The organism is Pseudomonas sp. WS 5410, from assembly GCF_012985645.1.
GTDB lineage: Bacteria > Pseudomonadota > Gammaproteobacteria > Pseudomonadales > Pseudomonadaceae > Aquipseudomonas > Aquipseudomonas shahriarae.
In genome coordinates this window covers 342,832-361,938 of the sequence record NZ_JAAQWS010000003.1, presented here as the reverse complement: position 1 = coordinate 361,938, position 19,107 = coordinate 342,832, and the positions used below count along the sequence as shown (strand labels likewise).

Genomic DNA, 19,107 nt, shown 5'->3' with positions numbered 1-19,107 from the left:
GTCAGGCTCCTTGAGAGGTGGAAGTGGAGAACGGGCAGTTATGAGTGTCCGAGACAGTGGTTTCGAGAGGGCCGAAAGGCTCCTGCACACCTCGGCACAAGTGGTCGCGAATCAGATACAGCCCGGCCATGAACCCCCAGACTTCCAGGAACGGGCCATAGGGCGAGGGTTGTTGCTCGAGACTGGCGCGATAGTTGGCGATGTGCCGGAAGTGCACGTTGGGGCGGCGGTGATGCGCGTCATGGTTCGGCAAGTCTTGCGGGTACACATACATCCGCACGGGGATGTCCAGGCACACGCACTGCAAACCCCAGATCAGATGGGCGATGATGCCGCGCTCCGGCGGTTTGCGGCCCTGGTAGCGACCCCAGGTCAGGCGGCCGTAGTGGTCTTTTTCGCTGCGCCGGGCGTCCCGTTGATAAAACCAAAGGTGCTCGGTAAACAATTGCAGCCACATGGAGTGTTCAAACAGCACGGCGCGAGGAATCACGTACATCAATGCGAAAGCAGGTAACCCGCCCGTCGCCCACAAGAGCACCAGCACCACCCCCCAGAAGCACCAGCGAAACAGCGCTGCGCGGCGGTCAAGACGCACGAAGCAGTCAAGCCATGTCTCCCGCCATTGACGCAGCAGATAAGCAGGGCGAAACGGGGTGCAGCACACTCGCAACCAGTACGCTGTTTCAGGCATTCCCGGGTAGAACCCTTGCGCCCGGATAAAGCGTTGGTCGGGGTCCTCGTCAGAACACAGCACGCGGATGTTGTGGTGCTCGCGCACATGGCTCTGGTTGTAGGTGTCCCAGTCCTGATAGAGCAGCGGTGTGCTCAGAAATAACCTGGCGTAGCGCTGCGCCCGTGTCTTGTCCTTGAGTACGGCACCGTGGGTAAGGTAGTGAAAGGTGGCTTGCAGGCTACGCAGGCGATTGACCATCAAGACCCAGGCCATCAGTACCAGCAGCACCGCAGTAGCGGGTTGAAAAGCGCCCTGCAGAACGGCCTGGCCGAGCATCACCAAGGCGATTATCACGGCCCATGTAAAGCACAGATGAACCACCAGGTAGCGTTCCCCGGTCTTCTCCATTTCACGCTGCAACACCTGCGCTGTCCGCGCCTGACCCTTACCGGTCAGCCACGTCCAGAGCCCCTGAAAGGGCAGGTGGGCATAGGCCGCTCGAACATCGCCCCGTGGCCCGTACTGACAGTAGTGAGTGTGGTGACGTGCACCTTGCCCCGGACTCATCAATAGACCCTGGTCAAGTAGAGGACGGGGATGGTGCTGTACAGCCAATAGAATGGCTGCATGCGATTGTGATCGGCGCCGATCACTATGGGGTTGGTCCACTGCTGGGCAAACACTTTGCCAATCGCGGCGTACTCCGCCCCCTGGGCATACAGCACCTGCATCAACTCTTCATTACTGCGCTGCTGATGCCAGGCCTGATAGAGCGCCAGCCTCGCATTCAAGATCGCGGCGTAGTCCAGATCGTTGTCGACGATGCAACCGTTATCCCCGATCGCCAGGCGTTGCTGGGCCTGCGCTGTCAGCGCGTTCCAGATGTCCTCCCCACCGGCCGCCTCGGCGATCATGATCGTCTCGGTGTCCCGCCCCAGGCGGTCGAGGATTTTCTGCTGGCTGACTCGCAGTTTGTGGGCGAAACCTTCGCGTGTTTCCTTGAGGCGGCTCAACGTACGCTCGTCGAACCCTTCAAAATCCCCGGCTGCGATGGCGATGCGTGTCTCAATGCCGTGTTTTTGCAACACTGCCTGTAAGTCGGGCAGGGTCTTGACTACACGTCCGGCCACCAACCCGATGCCTTCGCCCAAATAATCGAAGGTGTAGCGAAGTCGCCCGTTTTTGTTCTCGTAGCCATAATCAGGGCATACGGGGGAAACCAGCGTGACGATTTCTCCGGCAAGCCCCTTGGCCAGGGTCTCGGCGAAACGCGCGATAAAGTGAGGCGCCGATTGGGCGAATGACAGCCGTTTAAACGCCTGCTCCAGGTCCACCACCAGAGCATCTGGCAGCGCTCGCATGGCCGGATAACGTACTTTCAAGGCTGGCGTCGTCGCGGTGTTGTCGTTTACTGCACAGAGCAGCAAGTTCAACAGCGACGGGCGGCTTTGATTGATATACGGCTTGTTCAGAACCAGCGTTTTCTTGTTTTGATGTGTGCGCACTTCCCACTGGAAGCCAGGAAACTTTGACTGGATAAAACGATAAAAGGGCATGTAGCGAGGAAGCCCCGTAACCACATCATCCGAATGTTGAAACTGTGCATATACGGCCGACAGTTTTGTAACTTCTTCTTCGATGCAAAGTGCCTTGACCAAGTCGGATGGCGGCATTTGAGAAAGCGATATCGGCGACAACACACGCTTGCTGATAAGTTTATGCGTAAGTTTGTTTCTGACGTAATAGTGCGCGAGAGATTGGCTCATAAGTTCACCGGTACGAAAGTTCCTGGTCGGCAGGCATTAGTTCAATACTGTTGATGTTGACGTGTTGCGGCTGTTGCAGGGCCCAAAGAACAGAATTTGCAACATCCATTGGCTCAAGTGGCGTCAGGGAGCTATACGCCCGGTCAGCCAGGGACTGGTCGCCTGCACATTGAACCAGGGCAAACTCCGAGCGGGTTTTGCCGGGCGCGATGTTGGTCAGGCGTACTTTGGTACCGACCAATTCCGTACGCAGGCACCGGCCAAAGTGATCGACAAATGCTTTGGATGCGGCATAAACGTGCCCGCCTTTATAGTGATAATGAGCACCGATCGAAGTCAGGTTGATCACATGCCCGCAGCCACTTTTTATAAGTGCTGGCAATACGGCCCGCGTGACATTGATCAAGCCGTGAATGTTGGTATCCAACATGGTTGATACATGCTCATCCGAGATGTCCAGCAGTGTGCCCTGGCCCTGGATCAAACCTGCACAGTTGATAAGTTTACTAATGTCTGCAAATTCGGCAGGAAGGCCTTTCAAGCAAGTCTTGAGCTGTGCACTGTCCCGAACATCATTGGTCAACGGATAGAAGTTTTCGCGCAGCTCATCGGCTATTGCAGATAGCCGTTCGGTACGACGCCCGATGCCGACGACCTTGTTGCCCTGCGCGATCAACTTTCTGGCACATGCCAGCCCAATGCCAGATGTCACCCCAGTTACGACAACCGTCACGTCACTGTTCAATTGAAGCCCCTTTTGATTGTGGTTTTTATGGATAACTGGAGAGCAGACGCGTCGGTGCCTAGTGAGCTCCCGCAGATTAGAAAGCATCCCAGGCGATGTACCGGTACGGCGATGAGGGGGGGCAGCAAACTGTCTGGTGCTGCGACCATGACAGTTGAAGGGGGCTATTTTTGGCGTTCGTGAGGGCGGCACAGCCGCGAAGGCAGATCTGTGATGCCATTCCCGTGCGCGACCCTCTAGGAGCCGACCCGGCGGTGGTCGTTAGCGATGACGCTGGGCAACTGACAGTCGGCGGCGCTGTAACGGCCGTTATCGCTGGCAAGCCAGCTCTCACAGGAGGAGGTGGTGTCAGGGGGCTGCGATGCCTGTCGTCAGAAATGGGATCCAATTCACACAATAGCCGCGAACTTTTCCGCTTATTTGGCTACTAACCCATCTCGGCACAGCATTGATGGCTAACTAGTGGCAACTTTCAAGTTGTGCCGAAAGCTGTATCAAAACTGATACCGCTTGTCGGAATAAAAATTCCGAATACAAGCATTTAATTGTTGCTGATAGTTTTTATCGTTATTAATCAGCAGCTTACGGGTGATTTAATTTTTAGCTTCAACTAGCCGGGAGTTTTGGCTGGGTGGAAGTTCGATGTTAGTTTGCCGCCCCTTGTTACTCGATGGATCGAAAATGCCTTCGTTATTGCCACGGATTCGGTATTCCCTGTGTATTGCCCTGTTCGCCCTCTGTGGGTCAAACAGCGCAGTGGCCGCGACTTCGCCTGGCGATCAGGACCTGATCCGCGAGCGGCAAAACCGCCTGCTCGAAGAGCAGCGCCGGCGCCTCGAAGACCTCAAGGAATTGCCCGGCAAGGAAGTCAAACCCACAGCGCCCACCGCCCCGGTGGATAACCGTTGCTTCCCGATCAAGACCATTGAACTCAAGGGCGCCGACAGCCTGTCCGCCACCGAGCGTGAGCGCTTGATCAAGCCTTACATCGACCAGTGCCTGGGCGTTTCCCAGCTCAATCAACTGCTCAAGGCCGTCACCGATCACTACATCGACAAGGGCATGGTCACTAGCCGTGCCTACTTGCCGCAGCAGGATTTGTCCAAAGGGCATCTGCAGGTGCTGGTGGTCGAAGGCAAGCTCGAAAGTTTGCAAGGCGCGGACAACAGCAAGCTCTCGGCGCGCGAGTTGGCCATGGCCTTTCCTGGCCAAAACGGCGACCTGCTCAACCTGCGGGAAATCGAGCAGGCCATCGACCAGCTCAACCGCTTGCCATCCAACCAGGCCCAAATGGAACTGGCCCCCGGCGAAGCCGTCGGCGGCAGTTCGGTGTTGGTGAAAAACAACCCGCAAAAGCCCTGGCGCGCCAGCTTGTCGCGCAATAACGACGGGCAAAAAAGCACTGGCGAGCAGCAGTGGGGCGCCGGCCTTGAGTGGGACAGCCCCCTGGGCCTGGCGGACCAGTTGGTGTTGCGCGGCGGCCATGACGCGATCAGCGATCACCAGAAAACTTCGAAAAACGGCATGTTCTATTACAACGTGCCATGGGGCTGGTGGAACTTCAGCTACACCTACAGCGAGAGCGATTACCGCGCGTTGGGCCAGGCCGATACGTTCAGCTTCAAGCAATCGGGTGACAGCCAGAACCACCAACTGCGCGCCGAGCGCGTGGTGCATCGTGATGACGTGAGCAAGACCTCGGTCAACGTCGGCCTGGCTCACCTGCGCACCAATAACTATGTGTTCACCACCCGCCTGGACAGCAGCACTCGCCTGAGTGAAATGCAGGTCGGCATCAACCACGGTCGGCGGGTCGGCAGTGCCTTCGTCAACATGGATTTGGGCATGCAGAATGGCATTGGCCTGCTCGATGCCCAGTCCCAGGACGAACGCGGCGAGTTTGGCAGTCGTCAGCCCAATTCGCGCTACCGCAAATACACCGCCACCGTCAGCTACCTGCAGCCGTTCACCTTGTGGGGCGAGTCGTTCAGTTTCACCAGCCTGGCCACCGGCCAACGCAGCGAAGACATACTGTTCAGCCCGCAGCGCATGAGCCTGGGTGGCTCGTCCTCGGTGCGCGGCTTCAAGGACCAGCAACTCAACGGTGACAGCGGCGGCTACTGGCGCAACGACCTGCGCTGGGCGCGGCCGGTGCTGGTGGATTGGTTGCGCCCGGCCTTCGGCGAGTACGGCGTGAGCCTGGGTTACGACCAGGGCGTGATCCGCAATGACCGCTACAACGACACTGTCCACGGCCGGGTTTCCAGCAACTCCGTGGAGCTGTTCGCCCGTGGCAAGAATGTCAGCACCAGCGTGACCTTCGCCCATTCTTTGGAACGTCCGGCAGTGATGAGCGAGCGCGAAGCGCCGATCTACTTCCGGATGGATTTCTACCTGTAATTCAACGCCTAGCCGCATCGAGAATTTGACATGGACGTCCGCCAGTTTGCCTTCCTCGCCCGCCTGCCTTCTGCTGCCTTGAAGCGTCGTGACGCGTTCTGCGGCCTGCCCAAGCGCGGCCTGGTGCTGATCCTGGCCAACGCGCTGTTCTGGCAGCCGCTGCTGGCCCAGGCCGACGGCATTGTGGTCAGCGGCCCCGGCACGACGGTGGGCGCGGCGGGCAATGGGGTGCCGGTGGTGAATATCGCCACGCCCAATGGCAGCGGCCTGTCCCACAACCACTTCAAGGACTACAACGTCGGCCCCAATGGCGTGATCCTCAACAACGCCGGCGGCCCGTTGCAGTCCACCCAACTGGGCGGGATTATCGTCGGCAACCCCAACCTCAAGGGCGGCTCGGCGAATGTCATCCTCAATGAAGTCAACGGCGGCAGCCCCAGCCAACTGCGCGGCTATACCGAGGTGGCGGGCCAATCGGCCAAGGTTATCGTCGCCAACCCCTATGGCGTGACCTGCAACGGCTGCGGCTTTATCAATACGCCCAACGTGACCCTGACCACCGGCAAACCGATCCTCGATAACGGCCGCCTGGACCGCTACCAGGTCGATGGTGGTGCGGTGACCATCGACGGCCAGGGCTTAAACGCGAGCAATGTCGACCGCTTCGAAATCATCACCCGCACGGCCAAGATCAACGCGCAGATCAATGCCCGCAACCTGACCGTGATTGCCGGGCGCAACGACGTCAATGCACAGACCTTGAATGCCACCGCGCGCGCCGACGATGGCAGCGCCAAGCCGGAGTTGGCGATTGACTCCTCGGCCCTGGGCGGCATGTATGCCGGCGCGATCAAGCTGGTGGGCACCGAGGCCGGTGTCGGGGTGAAACTGGACGGCACGTTGGCGGCCAGCGCGGGCGATATCCAACTCGATGCCAATGGGCACCTGAGCATGGCGCAAGCGGCGGCCAGTGGCGCGATTGACGTCAAGGCGGCAAGCCTCGACGCCCAGGGTCCGGCCTACGCCGGCACCGCCCTGACGGTGACAACCAGCGGCGACCTGAACACCCAGAAAAGCCTCGCCGCCCGCGACACGGTGCGCCTGAGCAGCGGCGGGCAGTTGACCAACAACGGCGTCATCGAAGCCGGCGTGAATCCCGATAACACCCGAACCACCACCGGCGACGTCAGCCTCGACGCCCGCGATATTCGCAATAACGCCAGTGTGGTTGCCAGCCGTACCGCCACTGTCAAGGCCAGCCAGACCGTGGATAACCAGGGCGGCGTCATCAGTGCCAGAAAGGCCCTGGACATCACCGCCAGCACTGTGGATAACCGCAACAAAGGCCGCCTGCTGACCAGCGGCAGCACCCAGTTGACTGCCGCTGCGCTGCATAACAGCCAGGGCGAAATCATCAGCGACGGCGCGTTGCAGGCCAACGTCGCGCAGGTCAATAACCAGGGTGGCGCGGTGGTCAGTCACGACACCCTCAGCGTCACCGGCGACAGCCTCGATAACAGCAACAAAGGCGTGATCTCCAGCGCCGGAGCGCAAACCCTGACCCTCAGCGGCGCGCTCAACAACAGCCAGGGCGGCGCCATCGACAGCGCCGCCGCATTCACCCTGCGCGGCAAGAGCCTGGACAACAGCGCCGGCAGCCTCACCGGCAACGGCGCGCTGACCCTCGACCTGCTGGCCGACCTGATCAACCGCAACGGCAAGCTGGCCAGCGCCGGCCCGCTGTCGATCGAGCGTGTCGCCGCGCTCGACAACCAGGGCGGCAAACTCACCAGCCAAACCTTGCTGACGGTATTGGCGGCCAGCCTGGACAACCGCAACAGCGGCACCCTGGCGGCAAACGCTGGGCTGACCCTGAACGCCAGCGGCCTGGTGCAAAACGACAACGATGGCCTGATCCACAGCGAAAACGCCGGCCTGAACCTCACCGTCGGCAGCCTGAACAACGCCGGGGGCAAGCTCTCGGCCAAGGCGGGTGATGCGCTGATCAACGCCGGTGTTTTCAACAACGGCAACGGCGGTGTATTCGCCGGCCAGCGCGTGCGCCTCAGTGGCGGCAGCGTCGATAACGCCGGGCAGATCGCCGGTCAGCAAGTCGACCTCAGCCTGCTGGGCGCCCTCAACAACCGTGGCCTGATCGAAAGCGCCAGCACCCTGGACATCGCCGCCGCCAGCCTGAACAACCAGGGCGGGCAATTGCGCGCCCTGGGGAGCACGGGCAAAAGCCGCCTGGCGATTGGCGGTACCTTGGATAACAGCGGCGGCAAGCTGGAAGCGGCCAATGCCGACTTGAGCCTGGCCGCCGGCACCTTCCAGAACCAGGGCGGCAGCGTGCTGCATGTCGGCACCGGCGTGTTCGATATTGCCGGCATCAACCTCGATAACGTCGGCGGCAGCCTGGTGACCCAGGGCGACCTGAGCCTGGACAAAACCAACTGGACCAACAGCAGCCTGATCCAGGCCGGCAACCTCACGGTCAATGTCGACACCCTCGAGCAAACCACCAGCGGCCAATTGCTCGCGGCCAACCGCATCAAGGGCACCGGCCAGAACTGGTCCACCCAGGGCGTAATCGCCAGTAACGGCAGCCTTGATCTGACCCTGGGCGGCACCCTCAACAACACGGGCCGCCTGACCGCCGCCACGGACTTCAGCCTGGCCAGCGCCGCGCTGAACAACCTCGGCACCCTGGGCAGCGGTCGCACCATGACCCTGACCACTGGCAGCCTGCTTAACCAGAATGGCCTGCTGTTCAGCGGCGGCGATATGAGCCTGCGGGTCGATCGCCTGAAAAACCTCGCTGCCGATATCTATGCCATGGGCAACTTGAGCATCGACCGTGACGGCAAGGGCGCGTTCGCCACCAGCATCATCAACAGCTCGTCGAGCATTCAGAGTGACGGCAACCTGAGCCTGGCCGCCGGCACCATCCAGAATATCCGCACGGTCCTGACCAGCGAGTCGGGGATCTACAGCGCCTCGATCAGCCCGGTGCAGTGCATTGAAAACGTCAACGGCGGTGACTGCGAAGGCGGCAAGGAAAACCGTCCGTTCCTGATTGCCCAGCGAGAGCGCCTGAGGGTCACCGACGCCAGCGCGGCCTCCAGCATTACCTCCGGCGCCAACCTGCTGCTGGTCGGCGGCGATGTGCTCAACAGCAGCAGTAGCATCGCTGCAGCCGGCAGCCTGACGGCGCGGGTCAACCAGTTGACCAACCTCGGCCTGGAAACCCACGACACCCTGACCGAGCGCGTATTTTCTTCCGAGCGCACCCGTGATCCGTCGGGCTACAACCAGACCGCCGCGCAATTTACCCAGCGTTATTCCATCGGTGGCGCGGCCTACAACCCCAATAACCTGGGGGGCCTGGAGGCGGCCATGGCGTTCTTTATCGGCGCGATGGAGCGCCAATGGGGCGAGACCAAAACCACCCAACTGGCGGCTCCGGACCAGCGCTACGCTGCGGTGATCCAGGCCGGCGGCGCGGTGAATATCCAGGCCCAGGCCGGCATCGACAACAGCGTGGTGCGCGGCGGCTACACCTACGTCGGCAGTGGCGCCAAGACCGACACCAACGCCCCTGGCTTCTCCACCCAGGTGAAGCTCAACGGGCAATTGCCACCGGATGTCGCCCAGCAACAAGTCAACCCGCTGGGCCTGCCGGGCTTCAGCTTGCCCACCGGGCAGAACGGCCTGTTTCACTTCAGCGACGGCAGTGGTGTACAGGGCCTGCCCAACAGCCAGTTTGCCGCCAACCCGCACAAGTACCTGATCGAGACCAACTCGCAGCTGACCAATATGGCTGAGTTCCTGGGCTCGGATTACATGTTGGCCAAGCTGGGCTACGACCCCGACGCCAGCCAGAAGCGCCTGGGCGATGGGTTCTACGAGCAGCGCCTGATCCAGCAAGCCGTACTTGCCCGCACCGGCCAGCGCTTTATCGACGGCCAGACCAGCGACGCCGGTGTGTTCAAGTACCTGATGGACAATGCCATCGGCGCTCGCCAGCAACTGAACCTGGCCGTGGGCGTGAGCCTCACCGCCGAACAAGTGGCGGCCCTGACCCACGATATCGTGTGGCTGGAAAACGCCACCGTTGCCGGTCAAGACGTGTTGGTGCCGGTGCTTTACCTGGCCCAGGCCAGCAACCGCCTGGCACCCAATGGCGCACTGATTTCCGGCAGCGACCTGAACCTGATGACCGGCGCCAACCTCAACAACGTCGGCACACTGCGCGCTACCAGCAACCTGGGCGCCAATATTGGCGGTGATTTGCACAACAGCGGGTTGATGGAGGCTGGCAACCGCCTCGACCTGCTGACCGGCAAGAACCTCAACAACCGTGCCGGCGGCATCATCGCCGGGCAGCAGGTCAACCTGGTGGCCGGTGCCGACCTGCTCAACGAGCGCAGCGTCACCACGCACCAGAGCGCCAGCGACTACCGCATCGAGCGCAGCGATTTTATCGACAGCGCTGCGCGCATCGAGTCGGCCAGCACTCTGGCGATGCAGGCCGGGCGCGATATCAACAGTGTGGGCGGCGCGCTCAAGAGCGGCGGCGACACCACCGCCCAGGCGGTGCGCGACGTCAATATCGTCGCGGCACAAACCCTGGACAGCGGCGCCATTGGCAGCCGTTCGCGTCACGAGATCATCACCCAGCAAGGCTCGGTGGTTGAAGCCGGGCGTGACTTCCATGTGGTCGCCGGGCGGGATGTGAGCGCGGTGGGCAGCCAGATCGAAGCCAAGCGCGACCTGAGCGTCGGCGGCGTGCGCAATGTGACCCTGGCGGCGGCGGCCAACGAGCAGCATTCGGCGTACAACTCGAAAAAGGTCAAGAGCATCGAGGACCACGTAAGCCAGGTTTCCAGCGTGCTCAAGGCCGGTGGCAACGTGAGCTTGAATGCGGGCGAAGATTTGCTGCTGCTCGCCAGTAACGTCAGCGCCGGCAATGAAGCGTACCTGGTGGCCGGCAAGAATCTGGCCCTGCGGGCCGCCGAGGATCAGGACTACAGCTTCTACAGCAAGACCAAGAAAAGCTCCTCGGGGAAAAAATTCCGTCTCGACGAGACCGACACCATCAACAACGTTGGCAGCAGTGTCAGCTCTGGCGGCAACAGCACCCTGGTAGCCGGTGAAAACCTGCTGCTGGCGGGTAGCACCGTGGCCGCCGACAAAGGCGCGGCAAAACTGGTGGCGGGCAAGGATGTGCAAATCGTCGCGGTGACTGATGCCGAAAGTGCCCGGCATGAGCGCAAGGAAAGCAAAAGCAGTTGGGGCGGGCTGAAGTCGAGCAAGGTCCAGGACAAGGTCGACGAGAAGCGCACCGTGGCCGTGGGCAGCATGGTCTCGGGCGAGACGGTCAGCGTGGTGGCGGGGCAGGATGCGACAGTGACCGGCTCGGCGCTGGTCAGCACCGGCGACCTGGCCGTGCAGGCCGGGCGTGACCTGACGATTGATGCGGCGCAGAACACCTTTTCGCGCACCGACATGCACAAGGAAAAGAACCGCGACCTGACCGGCGTGTTGACCGGCAATAAGCTGGGCCTGGACGACATCACCGGCAATCAGCACCTGTCCATCAGCAGCAGCAAACACAACGGCACCGCCCAGGAAACCACCCTGACCGGCAGCACCATTGGCTCCAGCGAAGGCAACGTTGCGTTGATTGCCGGGCGTGAATTGAACGTGGTCGCCAGTGATCTGGTGAGCACCAAGAACATGGACCTCAGTGGCGCCAACGTGACCATCACCGCCGGCGCTGAAACCGCGCGGCAAACCACCGAAGACAGCTCCAAAAGCCTGGCCGTGGGCCGGGTGATTGGCGGTGCGGTGATCGACACCGCGCGCAGCATTCACGATGCCACCGAGGCGGCGAAGAACGCCGATGACCCGCGCCTCAAGGCGGTGAAAATCGCCCAGGCCGCCCTGGCGGCCTACAACCTGGGTGGCCAGGCCTCGGACGCCAACGGCCAGAGCGCCGGCTTCAAGAACAAGCAGGGCGGCTCACCCAGCAACGGTTCGTTGATCAAGATTGGCACCGAACTGGCCAACACCCGCAGCAAGGCCAGCAGCGAGTACAACAGCCTGACGGCGCGCCAGAGCACGCTCAATGCCGGGCAGGATCTGTCGATTGTCGCCACCGGCGAAGCGCCCGGCACCCAGGGCAATATCGAGATCACCGGCAGCAGCCTGAAAGCCGCCAACACCTTGTTGCTGGCCAAGAACAACGTGTTGCTGCAAAGCGCCCAGGACACTGTCGACCGCAAGAACGATGGCTCGACCAACAAGACTGCAATTGGCGCCAGCTTCAACATCGGCGAGCAGAACGGTTTCACCCTCGACCTCGGCGCCCAGGGCGCGAAAAACAACGGCAATGGCAACTCGGTAACCCAGGTCAATACCACCCTGGACACCGGCTCGCTGCTGCTCAAAAGCGGTGGCGATACCACCCTCGCCGGCGCCCAGGTGCGCGCTGACCGCATCCAGGCCGACATCGGCGGCAACCTCAATATCCTCTCGCGCCAGGACAGCGAATCGTCGCGCAGCAAGCAGAGCAGTGCAGGCTTTGGCGCGAGTATCTGCATCCCGCCGTTCTGCTACGGCTCCACTGTCGCCGGCTCGGCCAGTATTGCTGCGGCCAAGATGAACAGCGACTACAAGGCCGTGACCGACCAGACCGGCCTGTTTGCGGGTACCGGGGGCTACGACATCAATGTCGGCAAGACCACCACCTTGCAGGGCGGGGTGATTGCCAGCGAAGCGGCGGCGGTGAAGAACCGCTTGAGCACCGATCGCTTGATCGTCAGCGATATCAAGAACACCAGCGAGATCCAGAGCCAGTCGGCGGGGCTCTCCGCTTCGTTCAGCAGCAGCGGCGGCACCTCGCCGGGTGGCAGTATTCCGGTGGCGCTCAAGGAAGACGAGCGCAGCCACACTCGCAGCGCGGTCAGCGAGGGCACGATTGTGGTCCGCAACCCTGAGGGCGCCAATGACCTGGTGGGGCTGAACCGCGACACCGCCAATGCCAACCAGAAGCTCGAGCGCCCAGATGAAAAGGCCATGCAAGAGCGCATCGACTTGATCCAAAGCTCGGCGCAATTGGCCAGCGGTGTGATCAGTACGGTGGCCAAAGCCAAGGCGGATGAAGCCAAGAAGCTTGGGCAAGAGGCAAAAGACCAGGCCAGCGCGGGCTCGCCAACGGCGGGGGCTGCGGCCCAGGCGTACGAGGCGGCGAATGCCGAGGCGCTGCGCTGGCAGGTGGGTGGCGACAAGAAACTGATGGCTGACATTGCGTCCGGGCTGATTGCGGCCGGGCTGGGCGGCGCTACCGGCGGCACGGCGGTGGGGATCGTGGCCAATACATCGGCCAGCGATATCTTCAATAAAATCGGGAGTTTTGCCGACGAGCAGAAAAACCGCAAAGACATCGACAGTGCGACCAAGGCCGCCTGGGCCGAAGGCGGCGCAGCGCGCGTTATGTTGCACGCATTGGCGGGGGCTGCCCTGGGGCTTTCCAGCGGCAATGTGCAGAGCGGCGCGCTGGGTGCAGGCGCCTCGGCGGCGCTGATGCCCTCGATTCTGCAAGCGCTGGAAGACAGTGGCATGAAAGAGGCCGACCGTAAGGCCGTGGCTACCCTGATTGCCTCCGGCGTGGGTACGGCGGTCGGTTCCGGGCATGGCACCGGCGGCGCCATTGTGGGCGGTGGCACTGCGGCCAGCGTGGATCGGTACAACCGTCAGTTGCACCCGGACGAGATCAAGTTCGCCTCCGACAAAGAGCGCGTCGATCGCTACGCCGCCGAGCAAGGCATCACCGAGCAGCAGGCGCGCATTGAGTTGCTGCGCACCGCCGCGGCGATGGTCGATCGCGGCTGGAATACCGTGTTGGGTGCCGAGGATGGCAACACCACGACTGCCGCCAGTTTCCTGCGCAGCGAGCTTTCGCAGTCCAAAAGCGCTGACCTGTTCCAGGTCAGCCTGGCCGATTACAACAATGAGCGGTTGGGCCTGTCGCGCCTGATGAAAGACCGGAACTCGGTTGAGAACCTGGTCAAGTACATCGAACTGGTCGACCCCTACAAGTACCTGCACGACCCGAAAAACATGGCCGAAATTCTCAATGCCAAGGGCCAGGGCAGTGCCGAGGGTATTGCCAATGCCGTAGAGGATCTGGCCAGTTTCGGTTCCAAGACGGCGCTTTGGGCGATGAGTACCGTCAATTGCCCAAGCTGTGGCGGTCGGCAATTTATCGCGGCGGTAGAGGCGGTGCAGAGCTTGCCCGAAGAGCTGAGGCTCAAGGGCTATCTGGACACCCTGCATATCATGCAGGGCTATGGCGCCGACGTGCTGCGCCAGAACGAGATGATCGCCACCTCTACCGGCGTGGGCCTCGGCCTGGGCGGCGCGGGTGTCAGTAGTGCTGGCGCGACCACTACCCGCCTGACCGGCGAGCTGGCAGGGGCTGTGGGCAAACGCTTCACCGGTATCATCAACGAAGCGGCCGAGCAGGCACTGCTCAAAAGTGGCGGTATCTTTGGTCCTGATGGCAAACCGCTGATGGATCTGAGCGTGTTGACCCGGGAACAGAAAGGGGTCATGGGCGACTTGTTTGGCGAGCGTTCCGTTAAGCAAATCGTGCCAGACGGACAGAAATTGGCACGGGTACCGGGTTTGGGTGAGACGGGGGTTGATGATCTTTACAAGGTCAGCCGCCCGGATGTCGACTTTGTCGTTATCGAATACAAGTTTGTCAGCGCCGACAAAAAGTCCGGATCTTCGGGGCTGGGCAATACGCTGGATGGCAAGCAAGGCTCCACAGCCTGGACGCTGGGCGGTGATCGCCTGATCCGTGCAGTGGGCAGGGAGCAGAGCCGGGATGTTCGGGCTGCCATCGAAATGAACCGTACCGAAACATGGGTCGTCAGATCGCGGCCGGATGGCTCGACAGAAATTGAGGTGTTGGATGCGCTTGGTAAGGTCAAACCGGTAGACACCTCTAGAATACTACCTTCCAAAAATCTGAATGGGGTTCTTCCATGATTCGTGCACCGCTGGGAGATAAGCAGTATTGGGAGGGGCGTGAGTCAAAGGACCAGCAGTGGATTGAGCGGGCCCGTAAGCTGTTGGCGGAGCCCTCAGCCAACCCCGTCTATAGGCCGCAATTTGCGTTCGACGTTGCCAAGGATAGTTTGACCTCAGGCATCAGAGCCTATTCCCAAGGGCGCAATGTCGTAGAGATCGCGACCTGTTTCCCGCTCCTGCTGGACGCCTGGGAGATGTCCAATAGTGCTGCCCACGAAGTCTGTGCACAAAACAATCTTCAGGTTTGCCGAGACTGGACTTTCGAGCTGACGGATCTCAGCCACTACATCTGGTGTTTCTGGTTGGTGAGCCTGGCGCTGGCGCTGGAGATTCCCGACGACCAGTGGCGTCGACTGGTTGCCTTGATCGGCGAAGGTGGGCACGACGTTCTGCTGGATCGAATCATCGCCGCCCGCGAGCCCGGGCGGGTGATTGGGGAGCAGCTACTGCACGCCAAGCCTTACTCAAGATTGCTCAAGGCAATCGACGCACCCCAGGAACAACAGGCCTTGCTGTTGCTGGCGTTCGTAGAGCATTGGTACCCGGAGTTGAACCGGCGCGGTAAACAGCAACCCTGGTGGTACGTTTATGGTGACCCGGTAAAACACCCCCTTGAGATGGAAGGCTACTTCGGCCGCTGGTGCTTTGAGGCGGTTGCCGCTGTCAAGGCGTTCGGGCTGGATGACAGCGCTTGTATCGGGCATGAACATTACCCTGCCGACTTGCTCCACCCCAGTGAAGCCGTTATCCCCGCACCAGCTCCTGCCCGCGTAGAAAAGGCCGGCTGGCTGGCGCGGTTGTTTGGGCGCTCGGATGAATGAGCCGTCACTTGTACCAGTACCGGCATGGCATTGGCGTGGCTTTGGTACTGGCTGCGTTGTTGAACGGCTTCTTGCGATTTGATGGCAGTTGGAAGCGTTTTTTGACCATGGTGTTAGTGCAGCTGTGGTTTGGCCAGGCGGTTTACAACTATGCGCGTGGCGCCCGGGTGGCCATAGCACCGGGTGGCATGAGCAAGGACGCCGACCCGGAGTGGCGCGCGGCCTTGGCCGGCTTTGCCCTGTTTTTATATGGGGGCGTGTTCTTTTTGAGTTTTTGACTCTTGCAGGGCAACCCCAGCCCTTTATTGCCACGGAAGACCCTTTATGAAAAAAGTTGCCTTTATCCTCGCGGCCCTGGCCCTTGCGGGCTGCCACTCCACTGCCCGCGACTCGTCGCCCAGCCTGTTGAAAGATGGCGTGCAGTTGCGGCAGAACAAAGTCGTGGCGGACGCCGAACACGCCAAAGTGATCATGCGCGCCACCGGCTTTACTTACCCCGTGCAGTTCTCCGTGCGCCGTGGCGGCGATGCCGATCAGCGGCCGGAGATCCTCGGCACGGTGGTGGATTCTGGTCGGGGCAAGGTGTTTGGCTGGATCGCCAAGATGAGCGAGGTGGCCAACAGCGCTGCCGTCAAACGCTTCCCGCAGTTGGAAGTACTGGCCGATCCGGGGCAGACGATCGAGGTGTTGGGCGAGTCGCGAGTGTATGACTCGAACTACTACAGCTACGCCGAAAAAACGGTCTACGCCTGCGGCCCGATGACCTCGGCGTTCAAACCGCAAAAGCAAAAGGTTTACCTGGTGGAATTCGTGATTGTCGGCGCCGGCTGTGAGCAGCATGCCTATGACATCACCGACCCTGCGCAGCGCATCCCCGTCCCCGCGTCCTGAATCATGCACCCTACAACCGCCGGGCACATTGGCGGTGTTGTCCGTAGTAAATGGAGTTTCAAATGAAGCGCAAGCAGTTCCAGAAAACCCTGTTGGCCATGATGGTCAGCGCAGTTGCCGCACAAGTCAGCGCGGTGGAGTTTGACGTCAGCACCGGGCATAACAACGTATGGGTCTCCCAGACGTTCAACGAGCCTGTGACCCTGGTGGGCACGCGCAACGTGGTGTCGACCCAGCCCAGTGCCGATGGTGTGAATATTGCCCTGACGAATATCCAGGGCACGCTGCGCAACGACGCCAACCTCACCCTGGATGCCAGCGGCCGAGCCATCCGTGGCCTGATCGTCGATGGGGCGCTGGATCAAATGCTCACCACCACCGGCAGCAACATCACCGGCGATATCATCCAGGCCGGCAATATTCACCTGAGCAACACCATTTGGGCCGAAGGCTTTGAAGTCGGTGCCAGCAACGTGGGCGGCAGCATCATCAACTCGGGCAACATCACCCTGGTCGAAGTCCCCGGCTCCGGCGATGAATCCGACGCCGAGGGTATCTACCTCAACGGCACCACCGTGGCGGGCGACGTGGTCAACAGCGGTGTGGTGGATGTCACGTCCTACTACGGCTACGGCCTGATCCTCGATACCCACAACAACCTGCCGGTGACCATCGGTGGCAAGCTGCTCAATTCCGGGACCCTCCGCGTTACCGGTGAAGAGGCCCTGGGGATCGAGATCGAAACCGATACCAACCCCCTGCGTATCGAAAACAGCGGCCTGGTTTCCGTCAACGGCGGGCAGGCGATTGCCGTGCAGCTCGATGCGGGCACCTACGATTACCTGCTCAACACCGGCACCATCGAAGCCAGCGGCAGCAACGCCATGGCCTTCAACGTGCAACGCGCGACCTTTAATACCACCTCGCCGAGCGGTGAGCGCGGCCTGATCAACCGTGGCGTGATCAGCGCCGACGCGACGGCGATCAAGGTCAACCCGAAGTCCCAGTTGACGCCGTTCGAGATCAACCAGCAAGCCGGGGAAATCCGCAGCAACTCCGGCACCGCCATCGACGCGGCCAACCTGGCGAGCCTGAACTGGAGCGGCGGCAAAATCGTCGGTGATGTGATCGGTGTCACGGCTGTGAACATCAACGGCCAGGCCGACTTTACCGGCGCGCGCATTGGCAGCCCGGTATCGGTCAACGCGGGTTCGTTGAACCTGTCCGGCGCCGGCACCACCATCACTGGCGACCTGAATGTAGCCAGCGGCGCTGGGGTTGATATGCGCCTGTCCAATAGCGTCGTACCGACCACGCCTTACCTCACGGTCAGCGGCGCCGCGCACTTCGCCCAGGGCTCCAACGTGACCTTGAGTGCCAAGCCCGGTGATTTCACCGCAGCCCCCAGCGGCACCGAATACACCCTGCTGCAAGCCAGCAGCGTGCAAAACAACGGCCTGACGGTCGCCAGCAGCTCGTCGTTGCTCGATGTGCTCAGCTACTCGGCCGATGCGCAGACGGTCAAGGCCGTGGTGGGCTTGAAGCCAGACGAGCAGGTGCAAACCGACCTCGGCGGCGTGGGCGCCAGCACCTCGGCAGTCACCGCCGTGAACCTGCTGAAAAACGAAGTGCTGGGGCAACTGAGCCAGGACGACGCAGTGTTCCAGGCCGTGGCCAACGCCGGCAGCGCCCAGCAACTGGCGCAGATTGGCGAACAGCTCAAGCCTGACGTAAACCGTGGTGCGCTGGACGTAGCCCTGTCCGGGCAGACCGTGATCAACGGCGCGATCCTCAACCGCCTGGCCGGTCAGCGCGATGGCAGCGAGCGTGGCGGCGTGTGGGTGCAAGGCCTGAGCAGCAACATGGACCAGGACGGTCGCGGTGGCGATAACGGTTACTCGGCCAACAGCAGCGGCGTGGCCGTCGGCGTGGACGGGCGTTTGAACGACAGCACCCGTGTGGGTGTGGCGTACAGCTACCTCAACTCCAATATCCATTCGGACCTGGGCAACAAGACTGAAGTGCAGGGCAACGCGCTGTCGCTGTATGGCAACTGGTCGCTGCAGAACTGGTTTGTCGATGGCAGCCTGAGCTACGGCGTCAACGACAACGACAGCAAGCGCCACATCGCCGGCACCACGGCCAAGGGCAGCTACGACAGCCAGGCGTTGTCGGCCAGCGTGATCGGCGGCTACAGCTTCAAAGCGTCGGACAGTGTGCTGATCGAACCGCGTGTCGCCGCGCGTTACTCCAGCGTGCACATGGAGAGCCTGCATGAGAAGGGCTCTTCGGCAGCCCTGAACACCGGTTCCCAGCGTTACGAAGTCGGTGAACTGGGCGCCGGCCTGCGTGTGGCAGGCAACCTGGCGCTGGGTGCTGGCACCCTGCAACCGGAAGCGACCTTGATGGCCTATCACGACCTGATGGGTGATCGCGTGGCGCAGACTTCCAGCTTTGTGAACGGCGGTTCGACGTTCAGCGTGACCGGCGCTTCGGTGGCGCGTGACAGCTATGAAGCCAGCGTGGGTGTGAACTATCAGGTCTCGGCGTTCAGCGTCGGCGCCAGCTACACCCGCCAGGCTCGCAGCGGGTTTGATGCCGATGGCGTCATGCTCAAGGCCCGTTACGCGTTCTAAACCGTCCTGGTAGGAGCGAGCTTGTGTGGGAACTGGCAAGCCTGCTCCCACATAAGCCTGCTCCCACCAGTGC

At 61.5% G+C, this 19,107-nt stretch carries 9 protein-coding genes; 6 read left to right on the top strand and 3 right to left on the bottom strand.

The window, feature by feature from the left end; all coding sequences use genetic code 11:
• Position 1 precedes the first annotated feature (1 nt).
• The 3 genes from HBO24_RS07405 to HBO24_RS07395 are packed head-to-tail and all read right to left on the bottom strand — an operon-like array spanning position 2 to position 3,184.
• Positions 2–1,240: a hypothetical protein gene (locus HBO24_RS07405; RefSeq protein WP_157717305.1), complete on the bottom strand. Its 1,239-nt coding sequence runs from the start codon at positions 1,238–1,240 to the stop codon at positions 2–4.
• Positions 1,240–2,439, bottom strand: a complete 1,200-nt coding sequence (locus tag HBO24_RS07400; RefSeq protein ID WP_169990441.1) for a hypothetical protein — start codon at positions 2,437–2,439, stop codon at positions 1,240–1,242. Before HBO24_RS07400 ends, HBO24_RS07405 begins: the two co-directional genes overlap by 1 nt.
• A 4-nt stretch (positions 2,440–2,443) precedes the next feature.
• Positions 2,444–3,184 (bottom strand): SDR family NAD(P)-dependent oxidoreductase, encoded by a 741-nt coding sequence (locus HBO24_RS07395; RefSeq protein WP_198848645.1) that lies wholly within the window; start codon positions 3,182–3,184, stop codon positions 2,444–2,446.
• 681 nt (positions 3,185–3,865) lie between these two features.
• Here HBO24_RS07395 and HBO24_RS07390 point away from each other — a divergent pair.
• The 6 genes from HBO24_RS07390 to HBO24_RS07365 all read left to right on the top strand — a co-directional run bounded on the left by HBO24_RS07390 (position 3,866) and on the right by HBO24_RS07365 (position 19,034).
• The gene (locus HBO24_RS07390; RefSeq protein WP_057957957.1) at positions 3,866–5,584 is read left to right on the top strand and encodes a ShlB/FhaC/HecB family hemolysin secretion/activation protein; all 1,719 of its coding nucleotides are present in this window, start codon (positions 3,866–3,868) and stop codon (positions 5,582–5,584) included.
• 30 nt (positions 5,585–5,614) lie between these two features.
• The gene (locus tag HBO24_RS07385; protein ID WP_170059502.1) at positions 5,615–14,644 is read left to right on the top strand and encodes a hemagglutinin repeat-containing protein; all 9,030 of its coding nucleotides are present in this window, start codon (positions 5,615–5,617) and stop codon (positions 14,642–14,644) included.
• Positions 14,641–15,507: a PoNe immunity protein domain-containing protein gene (locus HBO24_RS07380; RefSeq protein ID WP_169960009.1), complete on the top strand. Its 867-nt coding sequence runs from the start codon at positions 14,641–14,643 to the stop codon at positions 15,505–15,507. The genes HBO24_RS07385 and HBO24_RS07380 overlap by 4 nt, the downstream gene beginning before the upstream one ends.
• Complete coding sequence (locus HBO24_RS07375) at positions 15,504–15,785, top strand: hypothetical protein (RefSeq protein ID WP_152987907.1); 282 nt, start codon at positions 15,504–15,506, stop codon at positions 15,783–15,785. The genes HBO24_RS07380 and HBO24_RS07375 overlap by 4 nt, the downstream gene beginning before the upstream one ends.
• 46 nt (positions 15,786–15,831) lie before the next feature.
• Complete coding sequence (locus tag HBO24_RS07370; RefSeq protein ID WP_170059501.1) at positions 15,832–16,398, top strand: hypothetical protein; 567 nt, start codon at positions 15,832–15,834, stop codon at positions 16,396–16,398.
• 62 nt (positions 16,399–16,460) lie between these two features.
• Positions 16,461–19,034: an autotransporter outer membrane beta-barrel domain-containing protein gene (locus HBO24_RS07365; RefSeq protein WP_170059500.1), complete on the top strand. Its 2,574-nt coding sequence runs from the start codon at positions 16,461–16,463 to the stop codon at positions 19,032–19,034.
• Positions 19,035–19,107 lie beyond the last annotated feature (73 nt).

Coding starts and splice junctions, on each gene's coding strand:
- HBO24_RS07380 (WP_169960009.1), top strand. CDS start 14,641: ATGATTCGTGCACCGCTGGGAGATAAGCAGTATTGGGAGGGGCGTGAG.
- HBO24_RS07400 (WP_169990441.1), bottom strand. CDS start 2,439: ATGAGCCAATCTCTCGCGCACTATTACGTCAGAAACAAACTTACGCAT.
- HBO24_RS07385 (WP_170059502.1), top strand. CDS start 5,615: ATGGACGTCCGCCAGTTTGCCTTCCTCGCCCGCCTGCCTTCTGCTGCC.
- HBO24_RS07375 (WP_152987907.1), top strand. CDS start 15,504: ATGAGCCGTCACTTGTACCAGTACCGGCATGGCATTGGCGTGGCTTTG.
- HBO24_RS07365 (WP_170059500.1), top strand. CDS start 16,461: ATGAAGCGCAAGCAGTTCCAGAAAACCCTGTTGGCCATGATGGTCAGC.
- HBO24_RS07405 (WP_157717305.1), bottom strand. CDS start 1,240: ATGAGTCCGGGGCAAGGTGCACGTCACCACACTCACTACTGTCAGTAC.
- HBO24_RS07370 (WP_170059501.1), top strand. CDS start 15,832: ATGAAAAAAGTTGCCTTTATCCTCGCGGCCCTGGCCCTTGCGGGCTGC.
- HBO24_RS07390 (WP_057957957.1), top strand. CDS start 3,866: ATGCCTTCGTTATTGCCACGGATTCGGTATTCCCTGTGTATTGCCCTG.